General features: G+C 69.9%; 13 protein-coding genes and 1 riboswitch. Of the genes, 7 read left to right on the plus strand and 6 right to left on the minus strand.

The annotated features are described in order from the left end of the window. Positions 1-104 precede the first annotated feature (104 nt). The gene (locus ACIOGX_RS36025; RefSeq protein ID WP_401918939.1) at positions 105-608 is read left to right on the plus strand and encodes an ATP-binding protein; all 504 of its coding nucleotides are present in this window, start codon (positions 105-107) and stop codon (positions 606-608) included. 10 nt (positions 609-618) lie between these two features. Here ACIOGX_RS36025 and ACIOGX_RS36030 read toward each other — a convergent pair whose 3' ends face one another. The 5 genes from ACIOGX_RS36030 to ACIOGX_RS36050 form a co-directional block, all read right to left on the minus strand. After that, positions 619-1,632 carry a ribonucleotide-diphosphate reductase subunit beta gene (locus ACIOGX_RS36030; RefSeq protein WP_356512308.1) on the minus strand — a complete coding sequence of 338 codons (1,014 nt, stop codon included), beginning with the start codon at positions 1,630-1,632 and terminating at the stop codon, positions 619-621. Next, positions 1,632-4,031: a ribonucleoside-diphosphate reductase subunit alpha gene (locus ACIOGX_RS36035; protein WP_401918941.1), complete on the minus strand. Its 2,400-nt coding sequence runs from the start codon at positions 4,029-4,031 to the stop codon at positions 1,632-1,634. The genes ACIOGX_RS36030 and ACIOGX_RS36035 overlap by 1 nt, the downstream gene beginning before the upstream one ends. 152 nt (positions 4,032-4,183) lie before the next feature. Then, positions 4,184-4,325, minus strand: a riboswitch (cobalamin riboswitch). Positions 4,326-4,451: 126 nt separating this feature from the next. Continuing rightward, positions 4,452-6,086, minus strand: coding sequence for a monocarboxylate uptake permease MctP (gene mctP / locus ACIOGX_RS36040; protein WP_383972527.1), 1,635 nt, complete (start codon positions 6,084-6,086; stop codon positions 4,452-4,454). Further along, a complete protein-coding gene (locus ACIOGX_RS36045; protein ID WP_193564034.1) occupies positions 6,083-6,340 on the minus strand; it encodes a DUF3311 domain-containing protein in 258 nt (85 codons plus the stop codon). Before ACIOGX_RS36045 ends, mctP begins: the two co-directional genes overlap by 4 nt. 166 nt (positions 6,341-6,506) lie before the next feature. Then, positions 6,507-7,271: a GntR family transcriptional regulator gene (locus tag ACIOGX_RS36050; RefSeq protein ID WP_129770889.1), complete on the minus strand. Its 765-nt coding sequence runs from the start codon at positions 7,269-7,271 to the stop codon at positions 6,507-6,509. A gap of 288 nt (positions 7,272-7,559) precedes the next feature. Here ACIOGX_RS36050 and ACIOGX_RS36055 point away from each other — a divergent pair, with 288 nt between their 5' ends. From ACIOGX_RS36055 to ACIOGX_RS36070, 4 genes are all read left to right on the plus strand, one after another. Beyond that, positions 7,560-8,858, plus strand: a complete 1,299-nt coding sequence (locus ACIOGX_RS36055; RefSeq protein ID WP_356512302.1) for a sugar ABC transporter substrate-binding protein — start codon at positions 7,560-7,562, stop codon at positions 8,856-8,858. A 131-nt stretch (positions 8,859-8,989) separates the two neighbouring features. Then, entirely contained in the window at positions 8,990-9,985 is a 996-nt protein-coding gene (locus ACIOGX_RS36060; RefSeq protein ID WP_356512300.1) for a sugar ABC transporter permease, read from the plus strand. Continuing rightward, positions 9,982-10,887: a carbohydrate ABC transporter permease gene (locus ACIOGX_RS36065; RefSeq protein ID WP_356512298.1), complete on the plus strand. Its 906-nt coding sequence runs from the start codon at positions 9,982-9,984 to the stop codon at positions 10,885-10,887. The genes ACIOGX_RS36060 and ACIOGX_RS36065 overlap by 4 nt, the downstream gene beginning before the upstream one ends. An 8-nt stretch (positions 10,888-10,895) precedes the next feature. Beyond that, entirely contained in the window at positions 10,896-12,452 is a 1,557-nt protein-coding gene (locus ACIOGX_RS36070) for a glycoside hydrolase family 3 protein (protein WP_401918944.1), read from the plus strand. Between the two features lie 113 nt (positions 12,453-12,565). Here the strand turns inward: ACIOGX_RS36070 and nagB are convergent, their stop codons facing one another. Further along, complete coding sequence (gene nagB / locus ACIOGX_RS36075) at positions 12,566-13,348, minus strand: glucosamine-6-phosphate deaminase (protein ID WP_356512294.1); 783 nt, start codon at positions 13,346-13,348, stop codon at positions 12,566-12,568. A gap of 166 nt (positions 13,349-13,514) precedes the next feature. On the opposite strand from nagB, the gene ACIOGX_RS36080 reads away from it, so the two are divergent. Together ACIOGX_RS36080 and ACIOGX_RS36085 are read left to right on the plus strand one after the other, a co-directional pair. Further along, a complete protein-coding gene (locus ACIOGX_RS36080) occupies positions 13,515-14,741 on the plus strand; it encodes a PP2C family protein-serine/threonine phosphatase (protein ID WP_401918979.1) in 1,227 nt (408 codons plus the stop codon). A gap of 155 nt (positions 14,742-14,896) precedes the next feature. After that, positions 14,897-15,967 (plus strand): SIS domain-containing protein, encoded by a 1,071-nt coding sequence (locus ACIOGX_RS36085; protein ID WP_401918946.1) that lies wholly within the window; start codon positions 14,897-14,899, stop codon positions 15,965-15,967. Positions 15,968-16,238: the final 271 nt, after the last annotated feature.

A 16,238-nucleotide genomic window follows, 5' to 3' on the forward strand; every position in this document is an offset into this window, starting at 1 on the left:
GTCACTGCCCGTGACCCGTACAGAAACGCACCCTGGTCGTACATGCCGTACCGGTACGCCCGTCCGCCCTGGTCACGCTAGCCGCGTGACGGGACGGTTACCCTATGAAGTCGGAAATTGCCTCCCTTGTCGCCCCGACGGAGCCGACCGCCCCCGCCCAACTCGCCGCCCCTCCGCCGCTTTCGCCCCTGTATCCGCCGTCTCGGATCAGGCTCAGTTCCAGCCATCGCGGCGCGCGGCTCGCGCGGTTGCTCGCCGCGCAGCAGTTGGAGGAGTGGGGGATTCCGCGAGCGACGGTCACTGGCGCCGTGGTCGTCGCCGTCGTCGCGGAGCTGGCCGCGAACGCCGTCACCCATGGCCGTACCCCCGGGCGGGACTTCGAGGTGCGGCTGGCGCTCTCGGCGGTCGTCGTGCGGGTCGAGGTCCTCGATACCCGGCCCGACCGGCTTCCCCGGGTTCCGGGGCTGACGCCGCCGCCCCCACCGGACGTGACCAACGGGCGCGGGCTGCTGCTCGTCGCCGCGTACGCCGACCGGTGGGGGTGGAGCGTGCGTGATGCGTACACCACCAAGACCGTCTGGGCCGAGGTGGACTACCGCAGGATCTAGCCGACCAGGACTAGAAGTCGTCGTCGAAGCCGACCGTGCCCTCGACCGCGACCTGGTACGCCGACGGGCGGCGCTCGAAGAAGTTCGTCAGTTCCTGGACGCCCTGGAGCTCCATGAAGGAGAACGGATTCCGCGAGCCGTAGACCGTCGGGAAGCCCAGGCGCTGGAGGCGCTGGTCCGCGACGCACTCCAGGTACTCGCGCATCGACTCGGTGTTCATGCCCGGCAGACCGTCGCCGCACAGGTCCCGGCCGAATTGCAGCTCCGCGTCGACCGCCTCCTTCAGCATGTCCGTGACCTGCCGCTCCAGCGCGTCGTCGAAGAGGTCGGGCTCCTCCTTGCGGACCGTGTCCACGACCTCGAACGCGAAGTTCATGTGCATCGTCTCGTCACGGAACACCCAGTTGGTGCCGGTGGCCAGGCCGTGCAGCAGGCCGCGCGAGCGGAACCAGTAGACGTACGCGAACGCGCCGTAGAAGAACAGCCCCTCGATACAGGCCGCGAAGCAGATCAGGTTCAGCAGGAAGCGTCGGCGGTCCGCCTTCGACTCCAGGCGGTCGATCGTCTCGACCGAGTCCATCCACTTGAAGCAGAACCGCGCCTTCTCGCGGATCGACGGGATCTCCTCCACCGCGTCGAAGGCCGCCGCGCGGTCCGCCGGATCGGGCAGATACGTGTCCAGCAGCGTCAGATAGAACTGGACGTGCACGGCCTCCTCGAAGAGCTGGCGGGAGAGATAGAGCCGCGCCTCGGGGGAGTTGATGTGCTTGTAGAGCGTCAGCACCAGGTTGTTCGACACGATCGAGTCGCCCGTCGCGAAGAACGCGACCAGCCGCCCGATCATGTGCTGCTCGCCGGGGGAGAGTTTGGCGAGGTCGGCGACGTCGGAGTGCAGGTCGACCTCCTCCACCGTCCAGGTGTTCTTGATCGCGTCGCGGTAGCGCTCGTAGAAGTCCGGGTAGCGCATGGGCCGGAGCGTCAGCTCGAAGCCCGGGTCCAGGAGGTTCTTGTCCGAAGTGGTCATTACTGGCAGGCCTCGCAGGACTCGGGGTTTTCCAGGGAACAGGCGATGGCGTCCTGGTCGGGCGTCATCTGCGCGGGTACGGGTACGGGTACGGGCGCCGGCCGGGCCGCCGACGCCCCCCCTGCCGCCCGCGCGATACGCGTCGCCGGGCGCGAGCGCAGGTAGTACGTGGTCTTCAGGCCCTTCTTCCAGGCGTACGCGTACATCGAGCTGAGCTTCCCGATGGTCGGCGTCTCCAGGAACAGGTTCAGCGACTGGCTCTGGTCGAGGAACGGCGTACGGGCCGCCGCCATGTCGATCAGGCCGCGCTGCGGGATCTCCCAGGCCGTGCGGAACAGCTCGCGCACCTCCGCCGGGATCCAGGTGAAACCCGCCACCGAGCCGCTCGACTCGCGCAGCGCCTCGCGCGTCTGCGCGTCCCAGACGCCGAGCCGTTTCAGTTCGTCCACCAGGTACGAGTTGACCTGGAGGAACTCCCCGGAGAGCGTCTCGCGCTTGAAGAGGTTGGAGACCTGCGGCTCGATGCACTCGTACACGCCCGCGATCGAGGCGATCGTCGCCGTCGGGGCGATGGCGAGGAGCAGCGAGTTCCGCATGCCGGTCGTGGCGATCCGGGCGCGCAGCGCGTCCCAGCGCTCCGGCCAGTTCAGCTCCACGTCGTAGTGGTCGGGGTGCAGCACCCCGCGCGCCGTGCGCGTCTCGGACCAGGCGGGGAGCGGGCCGTTGCGCTCGGCGAGCGCGCAGGACGCCTCGTACGCGGCGAGCATGATCCGTTCGGCGATCTTCGTGGAGAGGGCGGCGGCCTCGGCGGAGTCGAAGGGCAGCCGCTTCTTGAAGAAGACGTCCTGGAGGCCCATCGCGCCCAGGCCCACCGGGCGCCACTTCGCGTTGGAGTTGCCGGCCTGCTCGGTCGGGTAGAAGTTGATGTCCACGACCCGGTCGAGGAAGGTCACGGCCGTACGGACGGTCTCGTCCAGCCGCTCCCAGTCGATGTCCCCCGACGCCAGCACGAACGCACCGAGGTTGATGGAGCCGAGGTTGCAGACGGCGGTCTCGCCGTCGTCCGTCACCTCCAGGATCTCCGTGCAGAGATTGGACGAGTGGACGACGCGGCCGGGCTCGGCGGTCTGGTTGGCCGTACGGTTCGAGGCGTCCTTGAAGGTCATCCAGCCGTTGCCGGTCTGGGCGAGGGTGCGCATCATCCGGCCGTACAGCTCCCGGGCCGGGATGGTCCTGCGCGCCAGTCCCGCGGCCTCCGCCTCGCGGTAGCGCGTGTCGAACGCGTCGCCCCACAGGTCGACCAGTTCCGGCACGTCGGCGGGGGAGAAGAGGGACCAGTCGCCGTCGGACTCGACCCGGCGCATGAACTCGTCCGGGATCCAGTGCGCGAGGTTCAGGTTGTGTGTACGGCGGGCGTCCTCGCCGGTGTTGTCGCGCAGCTCCAGGAACTCCTCCAGGTCCGCGTGCCAGGTCTCCAGGTAGACGCAGGCGGCGCCCTTGCGCCGGCCGCCCTGGTTGACGGCCGCGACCGAGGAGTCGAGGGTGCGCAGGAACGGGACGATGCCGTTGGAGTGCCCGTTGGTGCCCCGGATCAGCGAACCGCGCGAGCGGATACGGGAGTACGAGAGCCCGATGCCGCCCGCGTGCTTCGAAAGCCGCGCCACCTGGTGGTACCGGTCGTAGATCGAGTCCAGCTCGTCCAGCGGGGAGTCCAGCAGGTAGCAGGAGGACATCTGCGGGTGGCGCGTACCGGAGTTGAAGAGGGTGGGGGAGGAGGGGAGGTAGTCCAGCCGGCTCATCAGCCGGTAGAGCGCGGCGACCTCGTCGAGCGCGCGGGCGTTCTCGTCCTCGGCCAGTCCTGCGGCCACGCGCAGCATGAAGTGCTGCGGGGTCTCGATGACCTGGCGGGTGATCGGGTGGCGGAGCAGATAGCGGCTGTAGAGGGTCCGCAGCCCGAAGTAGCCGAAGCGGTCGTCGGCATCCTGGTCGATGAGCGCGTCGAGGACGTCGGCGTGGAGCGTGACGAAGGCGGCCGTACGGTCCGCGATCAGGCCCTCGCGGTGGCCGACGGCGACGGACGCGGAGAACGCCACGGCGCCCTGGTCCGCGGCCTCGTCGGCGATGGTGCGGGTCAGCAGCCTCGCCGCGAGCCGGGAGTAGGCGGGGTCCTCCGAGATGAGCCCCGCGGCGGCCTCGGTGGCGAGCGCGCGCAGCTCGGCCTCGTCCGACCGGGCGTTGCGGCCGCGCAGCGCGGCGGCGGCGACTCTTCCGGGGTCGGTGTCGGGCAGATCGGCGGTCAGGTCCGTCAGGGTCCGCAGCAGTGCGGTCCCGGGTCCGTCGGCCGCCCGCGCGGCGGCCTCGGAGATGCCTGAAGCCGGATCGGCTGGCGCGATGGTCACGTGGTGCTCTCCCTCGCTCGGCTCTGGGCCGTCGGGAAGGGGAGCGGGCTTGTTCTCGCGGTACGGAGCGCACGGCCCGGATGCGGGCAGCACGGCGTACGGCGCCCACCGGCCCATCCACGAGGCCCGGACGTCTCGGCGTCCGATTCGGTCGAATCGGACGCACTGTCGGCAGGTGTTCGGACTCGTGGGTACGGCAAAGCACACCACATCACACCGTTGCGGGACAGTTCCGGATTCGCACCGGATTCCCCTGCGTGACAGCGAGGTCGAGCATACATGTGGGGGCTGGCTCGGGTGCCACCCCCCAGATGTTGTGTCGTGCGTCATTCCGTTCGGGCCCGCGCGGACAAGCGAAAGGCCGCCGGATCCCCCTCGTAGCAAGGGATCCGGCGGCCCGTCGAGCCGTACGACAACCCGTCAGTGGCCTCCGGGGCCGCCCGCGGTCGCGGCCGGCAGTTCGGCCTTCACGCCCGGATCGCCCGCGTCCGCGGTGTAGTCGGCGGGGCTCGTCTCGTCCGTGCCCTCCGGCGCCTTGGCCGCGCGCAGGGCGAAGGTGAGCACCACCGTCACCACCAGGTTGAGGACGAACGCGGTGAGGCCGATGTAGCCGATCTCGCCCAGGCCGGGGATCTCCTTGGAGGAGCCGCCGAAGTGCGCCTGGGTCGGGCTGGCCACGCCGTACGCCGCCGCCGTGCCGTAGATCATGCCGACCGCCCAGCCCGCGAGCAGCGCCCAGCGGTGGAACCAGCGGGTGAACAGGCCGCCGACCAGCGCCGGCATCGTCTGGAGGATCCAGATCCCGCCCAGCAGCTGGAAGTTGATCGCGACCGTCTTGTCCATGGTCAGGACGAAGGCCAGCGCGCCCACCTTCACCAGCAGGGAGACCAGCTTCGAGACCTTGGTCTCCTGCTCGGGCGTGGCGTCCGGCTTGAGGAAGTCCTTGTAGATGTTGCGGGTGAAGAGGTTCGCCGCGGCGATCGACATGATGGCGGCAGGCACCAGCGCGCCGATGCCGATGGCCGCGAAGGCCACCCCCGCGAACCAGTCGGGGAACATCGTCTCGAAGAGCTGCGGGATCGCCAGCTGTCCGTTGTCCACCTTGATCCCGGCGGCGATCGCCATGAAGCCGAGCAGCGCCAGCAGACCCAGCATCAGGGAGTACAGCGGCAGGATCGTGGTGTTGCGCCGGATCACCTCACGGCTGCGGCTGGAGAGCGTCGCCGTGATGGAGTGCGGATACATGAAGAGCGCGAGCGCGGAACCGAGCGCCAGCGTGGCGTAGCCCCACTGCCCGGCCTCGCCCGGCGCGAGCGAGCCGCGTGGCTGGCCGGTCGCCGGGTTGGTCTGCGCGAAGGCGTCGCCCGCCTTGGCGAAGATGTCGTCGAACCCGCCCAGTTTGATGGGGATGTAGATGATCGCCACGACGATCACGATGTAGATCAGCGTGTCCTTGACGAAGGCGATCAGCGCGGGCGCCCGCAGCCCCGACGAGTAGGTGTACGCGGCGAGCACACCGAAGGCGATCAGCAGCGGCAGGTCCTTGATGAACCAGTGGGTGTTCTCGCCGCCGCCGACGCCCATCACGTCCAGTACCGCCTGGATGCCGACGAGCTGGAGCGCGATGTACGGCATCGTGGCGAGGATGCCGGTGAGGGCGACCGCCAGCGACAGGCCCTTCGAGCCGAACCGGCCCCGTACGAAGTCCGAGGTGGTGACGTAGCCGTGCTTGTGCGACACCGACCAGAGCCGGGGCAGGAAGGTGAAGATCAGCGGGTAGACCAGGATCGTGTACGGCACGGCGAAGAAGCCGGCCGCGCCCGCCGCGTAGATCGCCGCCGGTACGGCCACGAAGGTGTACGCCGTGTAGAGGTCGCCGCCGAGCAGGAACCAGGTGACCCAGGTGCCGAATGACCGGCCGCCCAGGCCCCATTCGTCGAGGCTGTTCTCGTTGGCGGCCTTGCGCCAGCGGGCCGCCAGGAACCCCATGACCGTGACGGCCACGAAGAAGAAGATGAAAACGGCGAGTGCCACGCCGTTCACGCCGTCCTTCATGCCGACGCACCTCCCTTGCGGGAGCGCTGGTCACGCTTCCACAGCTGGTAGGCGGTCATCGTGAGCACCGCCGAGACCGGGACCCAGAGCATCTGGTACCAGTAGAAGAAGGGGATGCCGATGAAGGTCGGCTCGATCTTCGCGTAGGACCCGACCCACAGCATCGCCACGAAGGGCGCCAGGAGACAGAGGGCGATGATCACCCGCGCAGGGGTGACCGTGGGGGGTCGTTTCTCCTCCGGAACTTCTGACACCGTGGCTCCGTTCCCTCGATGATCGCCTGTGGTAATGAGCAGGAAATCTAAGCGAAGGCGCTGGTCAGCGTCACCCCTTGACCGCATCTCGTTACGGCAACGGTATGCGGGCAGGGGTGTGTGCCGGGGGCCGCGCCGCCTTGGCGCGCCGGGGCGGCGCGCGCTGTCAGTGGGCCGGGCGCTTCAGCCTGGCCACGAACTTGTAGCGGTCGCCCCGGTAGACGGACCGCACCCACTCCACCGGCTCGCCGGCCGCGTCCAGGGAGTGCCGCGAGAGCATCAGCATCGGCAGCCCGACATCCGTACCGAGCAGCCCGGCCTCGCGGGGGGTGGCCAGCGAGGTCTCGATGGTCTCCTCGGCCTCGGCCAGATGGACGTCGTACACCTCCGCCAACGCCGTATAGAGGGAGGTGTACTTGACGAGCGAGCGGCGCAGCGCGGGGAAGCGCTTGGCCGAAAGGTGGGTGGTCTCGATGGCCATCGGCTCGCCGCTGGCCAGCCGCAGCCGCTCGATCCGCAGCACGCGCCCGCCGGTGGTGATGTCCAACAGCCCGGCCAGGGTGTCGTCGGCGGTGACATAGCCGATGTCCAGCAACTGCGAGGTCGGCTCCAGGCCCTGGGCCCGCATGTCCTCGGTGTACGAGGTGAGCTGGAGCGCCTGCGAGACCTTGGGCTTGGCGACGAACGTGCCCTTGCCCTGGATGCGTTCGAGCCGGCCTTCGACCACCAGCTCCTGGAGCGCCTGGCGCACGGTGGTGCGCGAGGTGTCGAACTCGGCGGCGAGCGTACGCTCCGGAGGCACCGGCGTACCCGGCGGCAGCGTCTCCGTCATGTCGAGCAAGTGCCGCTTCAACCGGTAGTACTTGGGCACGCGTGCCGTGCGGGTGGCGGGTCCGCCCTCGGTCTCCGTACCGCCCCCGTCCGTGGCCATGGCCTGCCTTCCCGACTCCTGTGCTGCTGCCGTCACCGGCTCCTCCGTCTGTCGCGGCTCACATGGTGGCACGGTCCGGCCACGGGTAGTCGCCCTGCCTCAGGTGTCGGTCCGATAACGGACACGACTGCCCTTCTTATACACCCTTGACACCCCTAAAGGTCTAGGCCAAGCTCCCCGTACTGGTCTAAACCATTAAAGACCAGGTCCCAGCCCCAGCAGTACTCGTCGTAAGTCTTCGCGGTCTTCGCGGTGGGCAGGGGTTGCAGCATCCCTGAGGAGGGTGGCGTGAAGCGCAAGCTCATCGCGGCGGTCGGCGTCGCGGGCATGATGGTCGGACTTGCCGCGTGTGGTTCGGATGAGGGCACGGCGTCCAAGGATCCCAAGGACCGTAAGGAGACGCTGACCGTCTGGCTCATGTCGGACGCGCAGAGCACCTGGCCGGAGCTGGTCAAGGATGTCAACGCGCAGTTCAAGGCGAAGTATCCGAATGTGACGGTCAAGGTCCAGTACCAGCAGTGGGCGGACAAGGCCAAGAAGCTCGACGCGGCGCTGGCCGGTGACAAGTACCCCGACGTCGTCGAGCTCGGCAACACCGAAACCATGACGTACATCCTCAACGGTGCGCTCGGCGAGATCGACCCGAAGAAGTACGAGAACTCGGACACCTGGATCAAGGGTCTGAAGGACACCTGCGCCTTCGAGGGCAAGCAGTACTGCGTGCCCTACTACGCCGGTGCGCGCGTGGCCATTTACAACAAGGACATGTTCAAGGCCGGCACCGGCTCGGACCAGCTGCCCACCACCGAGGCCGAGCTGGCCACGGCGCTCGACAAGGTCGGCGCCAAGTACGGCAAGGACAAGGCGTTCTCGCCGCTCTACCTGCCGGGCCGTTACTGGTACGCCGCCATGTCCTACGTCGCGGCGTACGGCGGCCGGATAGCCGAGTACGACGAGGGCGCGAAGGAGTGGAAGGCCACCCTCTCCACCCCGGAGGCCCAGAAGGGCATCCAGCACTTCGTCGACCTGGTGAAGAAGTACAACCACGGCGACAAGACCAAGGACGAGCAGGACCACGCCAACGTCATGGCCAACGAGAAGACCGCGCTTCTCTACGGCAACGGCTGGGAGGCGGGCAGCGTCGTCGACTCCGCCACCAACGGCAACCCGAAGCTGAAGGACAAGATCGGCACGGCCGGTATGCCCGGCCCCGACGGCAAGGCCCTGCCGTCCTTCATCGGCGGCTCCGACCTCGCCACCATCTCCAAGTCCAAGGTCCAGGACCTCGGCGAGGAGTGGATCGCGGCCTTCACCAGCGGCAAGTCGCAGGAGGTCCTCGCCTCCAAGAACATCCTGCCGAACAACACCAAGCAGCTGGAGCCGCTGAAGGCGAAGCCGGAGACCGCGCCGATCGCCAACGCCGTCCCCGACGCCTGGTTCACGCCGATCGCCCCGGGCTGGACGGCCATCGAGAAGAAGGAAACCCTTGAGGTGATGCTGCTCGACATCATCAAGGGCAAGTCGGTGGCCGACGCCACGAAGGCGGCCGACGCGGAGATCAACCAGCTGATCAACGAAGAGTCCTGAGTCCGACGAGGCTCTGAGTCCCCGACTCCTTTGTCTCCGACTCTGTTGATCGCCTACGGGGGGTGGCAGGCCCGCGAGGGCTCCGCCGCCCCCCGTCCTCCGGTACCAGGTCCGAACGGAAGGCCAGCACAGTGAGTGCCGCCGACATGAAAGCAGCCGACCCTCCGGTAGCCGTCGCACGCGTCGCCGAGAGATCCGGCTCCCAGCCGCCCGCGGGCGGGCAGCGCAAGCGGCGCAAGGCCGGCGCGCTGCTGCCGTATCTCCTGATAGCTCCCGCGTTCGTCGCGATCGCCGCCGTCTTCGTCTGGCCGCTCATCAAGACGATCCTCATGTCCTTCCAGGACGTCGGCCGCCGTGAGCTGTGGACCGGGGAGGCCGCCCCCTGGGTGGGCTTCGAGCAGTTCACCAACATCCTCGGGGACGGCGAGTTCTGGGCCGTCGTCTGGCGGACCATCATCTTCATGGTCGCCTGTGTGGTGGCCACGATGGGTATCGGGCTCGGCATCTCCATGCTGATGCAGCGCATGGACACCTGGGTGCGACTGCTGCTCACCGCGGCGCTGGTGGCCGCCTGGTCGATGCCGCTGCTGGTGGCGACCTCCATCTTCCGCTGGTTCGCCGACTCCGACTACGGCGTCCTGAACATGGTGCTGACCAAGTACCTCGGGATCGACGCCCAGGGCCACAACTGGTTCCTCGACCCCAAGCAGGGCTTCCTCATCATCGGAGCTGTCGTCGTCTGGGGCGCCATCCCCTTCGTCGCCGTCACGCTCTACGCGGCGCTCACCCAGGTCCCCCGGGAGCTGGAGGAGGCCGCGGCCCTCGACGGCGCGGGCGTGGCCGGGGTCTTCCGCTATGTCACCTGGCCGGTCATCAAACCGGTGTTCCAGATGGTGGCCACGCTGTCCGTCCTCTGGGACTTCAATATCTTCGGCCAGATCTTCCTGATCCGCGGCAACAAGCCGGAGCCGGAGTACTCGGTCCTCGGGATCTACTCGTTCGAGAAGGCCTTCGAGTCCAACTCGTTCAGCCAGGGTGCGGCCATCTCCCTCATCACGGTCCTGCTGCTCTCCGGTGTCGCCGTGTACTACCTGCGTCAGCTGCTCAAGATCGGAGAGGTCGAATGAGCGCCTCCACCTCCCAGGCCCTCCGCCCGGACACCGAGCGGGGCACCGCGCCGGACGCCCGGCAGGTCCTGCGCCAGGACCGCAAGAAGAACCGGCTCGTCTACAACATCCTGGGCCTGGCCGTGTTCGTCCTCATGGCCTTCCCGGTGTACTGGCTGATCATCAGCGCCCTGCGGCCGAACCACGAGATCCGCAGCTACGACCAGACCCTCTGGCCCTCGTCGCTCACCCTCGACAACTTCCAGCGGGCCATCGACCAGCCGAACTTCGGCACGGCCATCCAGTCCAGCCTGATCGTCTGCGGCGTCGCGGTCATCGGCGGCATGCTGCTCGCCACCATCGCCGCCTTCGCCATCGGCCGCTTCCACTTCCGCGGCCGCAAGTTCTTCATGATCGTGCTGCTCGTCGTGCAGCTGCTGCCGCCGACCGCGATGCTGATCCCCATCTACATCCAGCTCAACGACCTGGGCGGGCTGAACGAGTACTGGGGCGTCATCGTCATCTACCTGGTCTCGACGCTGCCCTTCGCGACCTGGATGATCCGCGGCTTCATCGTCAACATCCCGCCGGAGCTGGAGGAGTCCGCGATGGTGGACGGGTGCAGCCGGATGGGCGCCTTCTGGCGGGTGACCTTCCCGCTGCTCGCCCCCGGTCTCGCCGCGGCGGCGATCTTCTCCCTGATCACGGCGTGGAACGAGTACCTCCTCGCCTATGTCGTCCTCCAGGACAACGACAAGTACACGCTGAACGTGTGGCTGATGAACTTCACCACCTCGCGCGGAATCGACTACGGAGCCCTGATGGCCGCCTCGACCCTGATCGCCATCCCGGTCGTGGCCTTCTTCCTCCTGGTGCAGAAGTACATGGCAACCGGTCTCACCTCCGGCGCAGTGAAGGGCTAGAACCGCCGATGACCACACTTGTGAGCAGTACGGACACCCTCACCCGCGACGCGCTCGCCGTGCTCCAGCCCGGCTTCCTCGGCACCACCGCCCCCGACTGGCTGCTGCGCCGTCTCGGCGAGGGCCTCTCCTCCGTCGGGCTCTTCGGCCGCAACATCGCCTCGCCCGAGCAGCTCGCCGCGCTCACCGAGCGGCTGCGGGCCGAGCGGGACGACGTCCTCGTCGCGATCGACGAGGAAGGCGGCGACGTCACCCGTCTGGAGGTCGGGCAGGGTTCCTCCTTCCCCGGCAACTACGCCCTGGGCACCGTCGACGACGTGGATCTCACCCGGGCCGTCGCCCGCGAGCTGGGCCGGCGCCTCGCCGCGTGCGGGGTCAACCTCAACTGGGCCCCCTCGGCCGATGTGAACTCCAACCAGGACAACCCCGTCATCGGCGTACGGTCCTTCGGCGCCGACACGCCGCTGGTGGCCCGGCACACCGCCGCGTACGTGGAGGGGCTCCAGAGCGCCGGGGTCGCCGCCTGCACCAAGCACTTCCCCGGACACGGCGACACCTCCGTCGACTCGCACCACGCGATGCCCCGGATCGACGTGGACCTCGACACGGTGAACGCCCGCGACCTGCTGCCTTTCCGCGCGGCCATCGCGGCGGGTTCCAAATCGGTCATGAGTGCGCATATCCTGCTTCCCGCGCTCGACCCGGACCGCCCGGCGACCCTCAGCCGACGGATCCTCACCGGTCTGCTCCGCGAGGAGCTGGGCTTCCAGGGCCCGATCATCACCGACGGCATGGAGATGCAGGCCATCGCCTCGGCGTACGGGATCGAGCGCGGCTCCGTCCTCGCGATCGCCGCGGGCGCCGACGCCATCTGCGTCGGCGGCGGCCTGGCGGACGAGGAGACCGTGCTGCGGCTGCGCGACGCGCTGGTGGCGGCGGTACGGAACGGCGAACTGCCCGAGGAGCGACTGGCCGACGCGGCCGCGCGGGTGCGCGGCCTCGCCGACTGGACGCGTCGGGTCAGGGGGGCTTCGGAGCCGGGCGCGGATTCGCAGGAGGGGACCGCGCCCGGCACCGCGTCCGCCCTCGCGACGGACACCGGGATCGGCCTCGTCGCGGCCCGCCGCGCCGTACGGGTGACGGGCGGCGCGGAGCCGCTCACGGAAGCGCCGTACGTCGCCGCGTTCACCCCCGTCGCGAACATCGCCGTCGGCGAGGAGACCCCGTGGGGCGTCGCGGCGGAGCTGGGGCGGCTGCTCCCCGGTACGGAGACGGGCTCGTACAGCGGCGCGGGAGCGGCCGGCGAGGACCCGGCCGCGCTGGCCGGCGAGGTGCTCGCCGCCGCCGGTGACCGTACGATCGTCGCCGTCGTCCGCGACGCGCACCGCCACCGCTGGATGTCCGACGCGCTGGACGCCGTGCTGGCCGCCCGCCCGGGGACGATCGTGGTCGAGATGGGCGTGAACGAGGCGGAGCCCAGGGGCGCGCTGCACATTGCGACCCATGGCGCCGCGCGGGTCTGCGGACAGGCCGCCGCGGAGGTCATCACGGGCCGCCGGGAGTGACCGTACGCGACCGGTCCCGCTGCTGAGACGACGGTGCCGGGCCGCCCCTTCGCGGGGTGGCCCGGCACCGTCATATGCCGAGAGGTCCCGGCGGTCTCGGAAGCCCCGGGGTCTCAGATGCCCTGCCAGTCCGGCTTGGACGCGAACGTGGCGCGGAAGTAGTCGGCGAGCTTCAGCCGGGACGCCGCCGCCTCGTCCACGACGACCGTGGCGTGCGGGTGGAGCTGGAGCGCGGAGGCCGGTACGAGCGCGGCGACCGGGCCCTCGACGGCCTGCGCGACCGCCTCCGCCTTGCCCTCGCCGGTGGCGAGCAGCACCAGATGGCGGGCCTCCAGGATGGTGCCGATGCCCTGCGTGATCACATGGTGCGGCACCTCCTCGGGGCTGTCGAAGAAGCGCGCGTTGTCCTCACGGGTCTGCCGCGTCAGCGTCTTGATGCGGGTACGCGAGGCGAGCGAGGAGCAGGGCTCGTTGAAGCCGATGTGCCCGTCCGTACCGATGCCGAGCAGCTGGAGATCCACACCGCCGGCCTCGCTCAGCGCGCGGTCGTACGCCTCGCACGCGGCCTGGACGTCCTCGGCGGCGCCGTCCGGGCCGAGGAAGGAACTCTCGCTCAGTCCCAGCGGCTCGACGACCTGGCGCAGGACCACGGAGCGGTACGACTCGGGGTGGCCCGCGGGCAGCCCCACGTACTCGTCCAGCTGGGCTATCCGCGCACGCGAGGCGTCCACCTCACCGGCGCGCACCTTGGCCGTCAGTGCCTGGTAGATGGGCAGGGGCGTCGAGCCGGTGGCCACGCCGAGCAGAGCGCCGGGCTTGCGGCGCAGCAGGCCGGCGATGCTGTCCGCGATCAGCTCGCCACCTGCCGCGGCGTTCGGGACGATGACAACTTCCACGCTGGACCCTGCCAATCTGGAATGAGACGTTTGTGGTATAGACCAATTCTAGCAGAGGGCGCCTGCCGCCGACCGGGTGCCGACCGGGTTGTCCGGCACGCTCGCCCAGGTGCTCCTATCGTGGATGAGCGGCCTGGTGGTCAAGGGCGCTGAAGGCGGGCACAGCATGACGGACGCGGTGATCGACTACGCGGCGGTGTTCCAGGCGCTGCCCGGCATGGTCGCGCTGCTGACGCCCGAGCTGGTCTACGCGGACGCGAACGAGGCGTACCTGCTCTCCGCCGGGCGCACCCGCGAGCAGGTGATGGGCCGGTATCTGTTCGACGTGTTCCCCGACAACCCGGACGACCCCGCCGCCAGCGGCGTGCGCAACCTGGGCGCCTCGCTGCGGCGCGTGGTGGCCACCGGCGAGCGCGACGCCATGGCCCTGCAACGCTACGACGTCCACTGCGAGGAGCGGCCCGGCGAGTGGGAAGAGCGCTACTGGAGCCCGGTCAACGTCCCGCTGTTCGGACCCGACGGCCGCGTCGTCCTGGTGGTGCACCGGGTCGAGGAGGTCACCCAGCTCATCAAGGCCCGCGACGCCTCCGACTCCTCGACCACCCGCGTGCTCGAAGCCGAGCTGTACACCCGCGCCCGCGAACTCCAGGAGGTCAACGAACGCCTGCGCCTGGCGCACGCCCGCGAACGCGAGGTCGCCCTCGCCCTCCAGAAGGCGATGCTGCCCGACCCCGCGGACGTGGGCCACCACCGGGCCGCCGTACGGTACCGGCCCGCCGTCGGCACCCTGAACGTCTGCGGCGACTGGTACGACCTCATCGACCTGCCCGGGGACCGCATGGGCGTCGCCGTGGGCGATGTCGTCGGCCACGGCCTGCACGCCGCCGGCGTCATGGGTCTGCTGCGCAGCGCGCTCAGTGCCGCCTCCCGTGTCGCCGACGGCCCGGCCGAGGCCCTGGACGTCCTCGGCCTGTACGCCCGCTCCGTCGACGGCGCCGAGTCCACCACCGCCGTGGAGATCTCCATCGACTGGGACAGCCACACCCTCGCCTACAGCAGCGCCGGCCACCCGCCGCCGGCCCTGCTGCACACCGACGGCGGCGTCGAGTTCCTGGACCGGGCCACCGACCCGCCGCTCGGTGCCCGCCCCGACCATGCCTCCCGCCCCCAGGCCGCCACCGCCTTCGACGAGGGCGACACCCTCGTCCTCTACACCGACGGACTGATCGAACGGCGCGACGAGGACATCGACACCGGCCTGGCCCGCCTCGCCGGCTCCCTCGCCCGCCACCGGGGCGCCGGCCCCGAAGACCTCGCCGATGTGCTCCTGCTCGACCTCCTCCCTCCCCGCGGGGCCACCGACGACACGGCCCTGGTCATCGTCCGGCTCTGAGCTGCTCCGAGCTGCTCCGAGCCGGCGAAGGGCCCAGGGGCGGGCGGACGACGGGCGCGCGCGCGGCCCGGTGGCGGGGGTCAGGCGGCCCATGGTCGACTGGGAGGACCGGGCACGACCGGCGGGGGCATGACCGCACTTGGAGGCGACCCAGCATGTCTGCCGACCTGTCGGGCGCGTCGTGCGAGGCGGCCGGCGGCCTCATGTCCGCCGAGATCGCGGAGCAGCCGGCCGTGCTGCGGCGGACCCTCAGGGACGGCGCTCCCGGCGTCCGCGAGGTGGCGGCGGCCATCGCGGCGCGCGCGCCGCGCTTCGTCCTGCTCACCGCACGCGGCACGTCCGACCACGCCGCGCTCTACGCGAAGTATCTGCTGGAGATCCGGTGCGGACTGCCCTGCGGACTCGCCTCCATGTCCACGACGACGGCGTACGGCGCGAAGCCGGACCTCGCCGGCGTCCTGGTCATCGGCGTCAGCCAGTGGGGCGGCTCGCCCGATCTGGTCGCGTCCACCTGGGCCGCGCGCGAGGCCGGCGCGATCACGCTCGCGGTGACCAACAACCCCGACTCGGCGCTGACCGCCGTCGCGGAGTTCCATATCGACGTCCTGGCGGGCCCGGAGAAGGCGCTGCCCGCCACCAAGTCGTACACCGCCTCGCTGCTCGCGCTGTACCTCTTCGCCGAGGCGCTCGGCGGCCGTGACGGCGCGGCGGCGGGCGCTCTGCCGGATCTCGCGGAACAGGTGCTGGCGCGCGCGGGGGAGGTACGGACGCTCGCCTCGCGCTACCGCTTCGCCGAGCGGGCGGTCGTCATCTCCCGGGGGTACGGCTATCCGACGGCGAAGGAAGCGGCGCTCAAGCTCATGGAGACCTGCTACATCCCCGCGCTCGCCTTCTCCGGCGCGGATCTGCTGCACGGCCCGCTCGCGATGGTCGACAACGTCTCGCCGGTGATCGCGGTCGTCCCCGAGGGCCGGGGCGGCGAAGCCCTTCAGCCGGTGCTCGCGCGGCTGCGGGCCCGGGGCGCCGACCTGTGCGCGGTGGGGTCCCGGAGGGAGACCGATGCCGCGTCGGCGGGGTTCGTCCTGCCGGCGGACGGGGTTCCCGAGGAGCTTCAGACGATCCTCCAGATCCTGCCGCTCCAGCTGCTGGCCCATGAGATCGCCCTCGCCAGGGGCCAGGATCCGGACGCGCCGCGCACGATGGCGAAGACCCCGGAGACCGACTGACCGCGCTCGGGGGAGGGGCGGGTTCCGTACCCGCGGACGTACTCCGCGATCCGCGGACGCGCTGCGTACCCGCGGGCCGCGGCGCCGCGACGGGACCCTCAACCCGTCCGGCACCGCAGCCCGGAGTTGCTACGGCCGGCGGGTGTGCGGTCCCGCACGGCCGTTGGGAGAGGTCCCGTCGCAGTCAGGGCAGAGAGCGCCGGCACCTCGGTCCACCCTCCTGTGCGGGGAGGGCGGAGGCTCTTACAGCATTGTGGACTAGACCATTCTG

The sequence above is a fragment of the Streptomyces sp. NPDC088147 genome, from assembly GCF_044741565.1.
Lineage (GTDB): Bacteria > Actinomycetota > Actinomycetes > Streptomycetales > Streptomycetaceae > Streptomyces.

Bases quoted from the DNA above. Each gene is read 5' to 3' on its own strand.
- ACIOGX_RS36030 (WP_356512308.1), bottom strand. From the start codon at position 1,632: ATGACCACTTCGGACAAGAACCTCCTGGACCCGGGCTTCGAGCTGACG.
- ACIOGX_RS36065 (WP_356512298.1), top strand. From the start codon at position 9,982: ATGAGCGCCTCCACCTCCCAGGCCCTCCGCCCGGACACCGAGCGGGGC.
- ACIOGX_RS36080 (WP_401918979.1), top strand. From the start codon at position 13,515: ATGACGGACGCGGTGATCGACTACGCGGCGGTGTTCCAGGCGCTGCCC.
- ACIOGX_RS36085 (WP_401918946.1), top strand. From the start codon at position 14,897: ATGTCTGCCGACCTGTCGGGCGCGTCGTGCGAGGCGGCCGGCGGCCTC.
- ACIOGX_RS36070 (WP_401918944.1), top strand. From the start codon at position 10,896: ATGACCACACTTGTGAGCAGTACGGACACCCTCACCCGCGACGCGCTC.
- ACIOGX_RS36050 (WP_129770889.1), bottom strand. From the start codon at position 7,271: ATGGCCACGGACGGGGGCGGTACGGAGACCGAGGGCGGACCCGCCACC.
- mctP (WP_383972527.1), bottom strand. From the start codon at position 6,086: ATGAAGGACGGCGTGAACGGCGTGGCACTCGCCGTTTTCATCTTCTTC.
- ACIOGX_RS36025 (WP_401918939.1), top strand. From the start codon at position 105: ATGAAGTCGGAAATTGCCTCCCTTGTCGCCCCGACGGAGCCGACCGCC.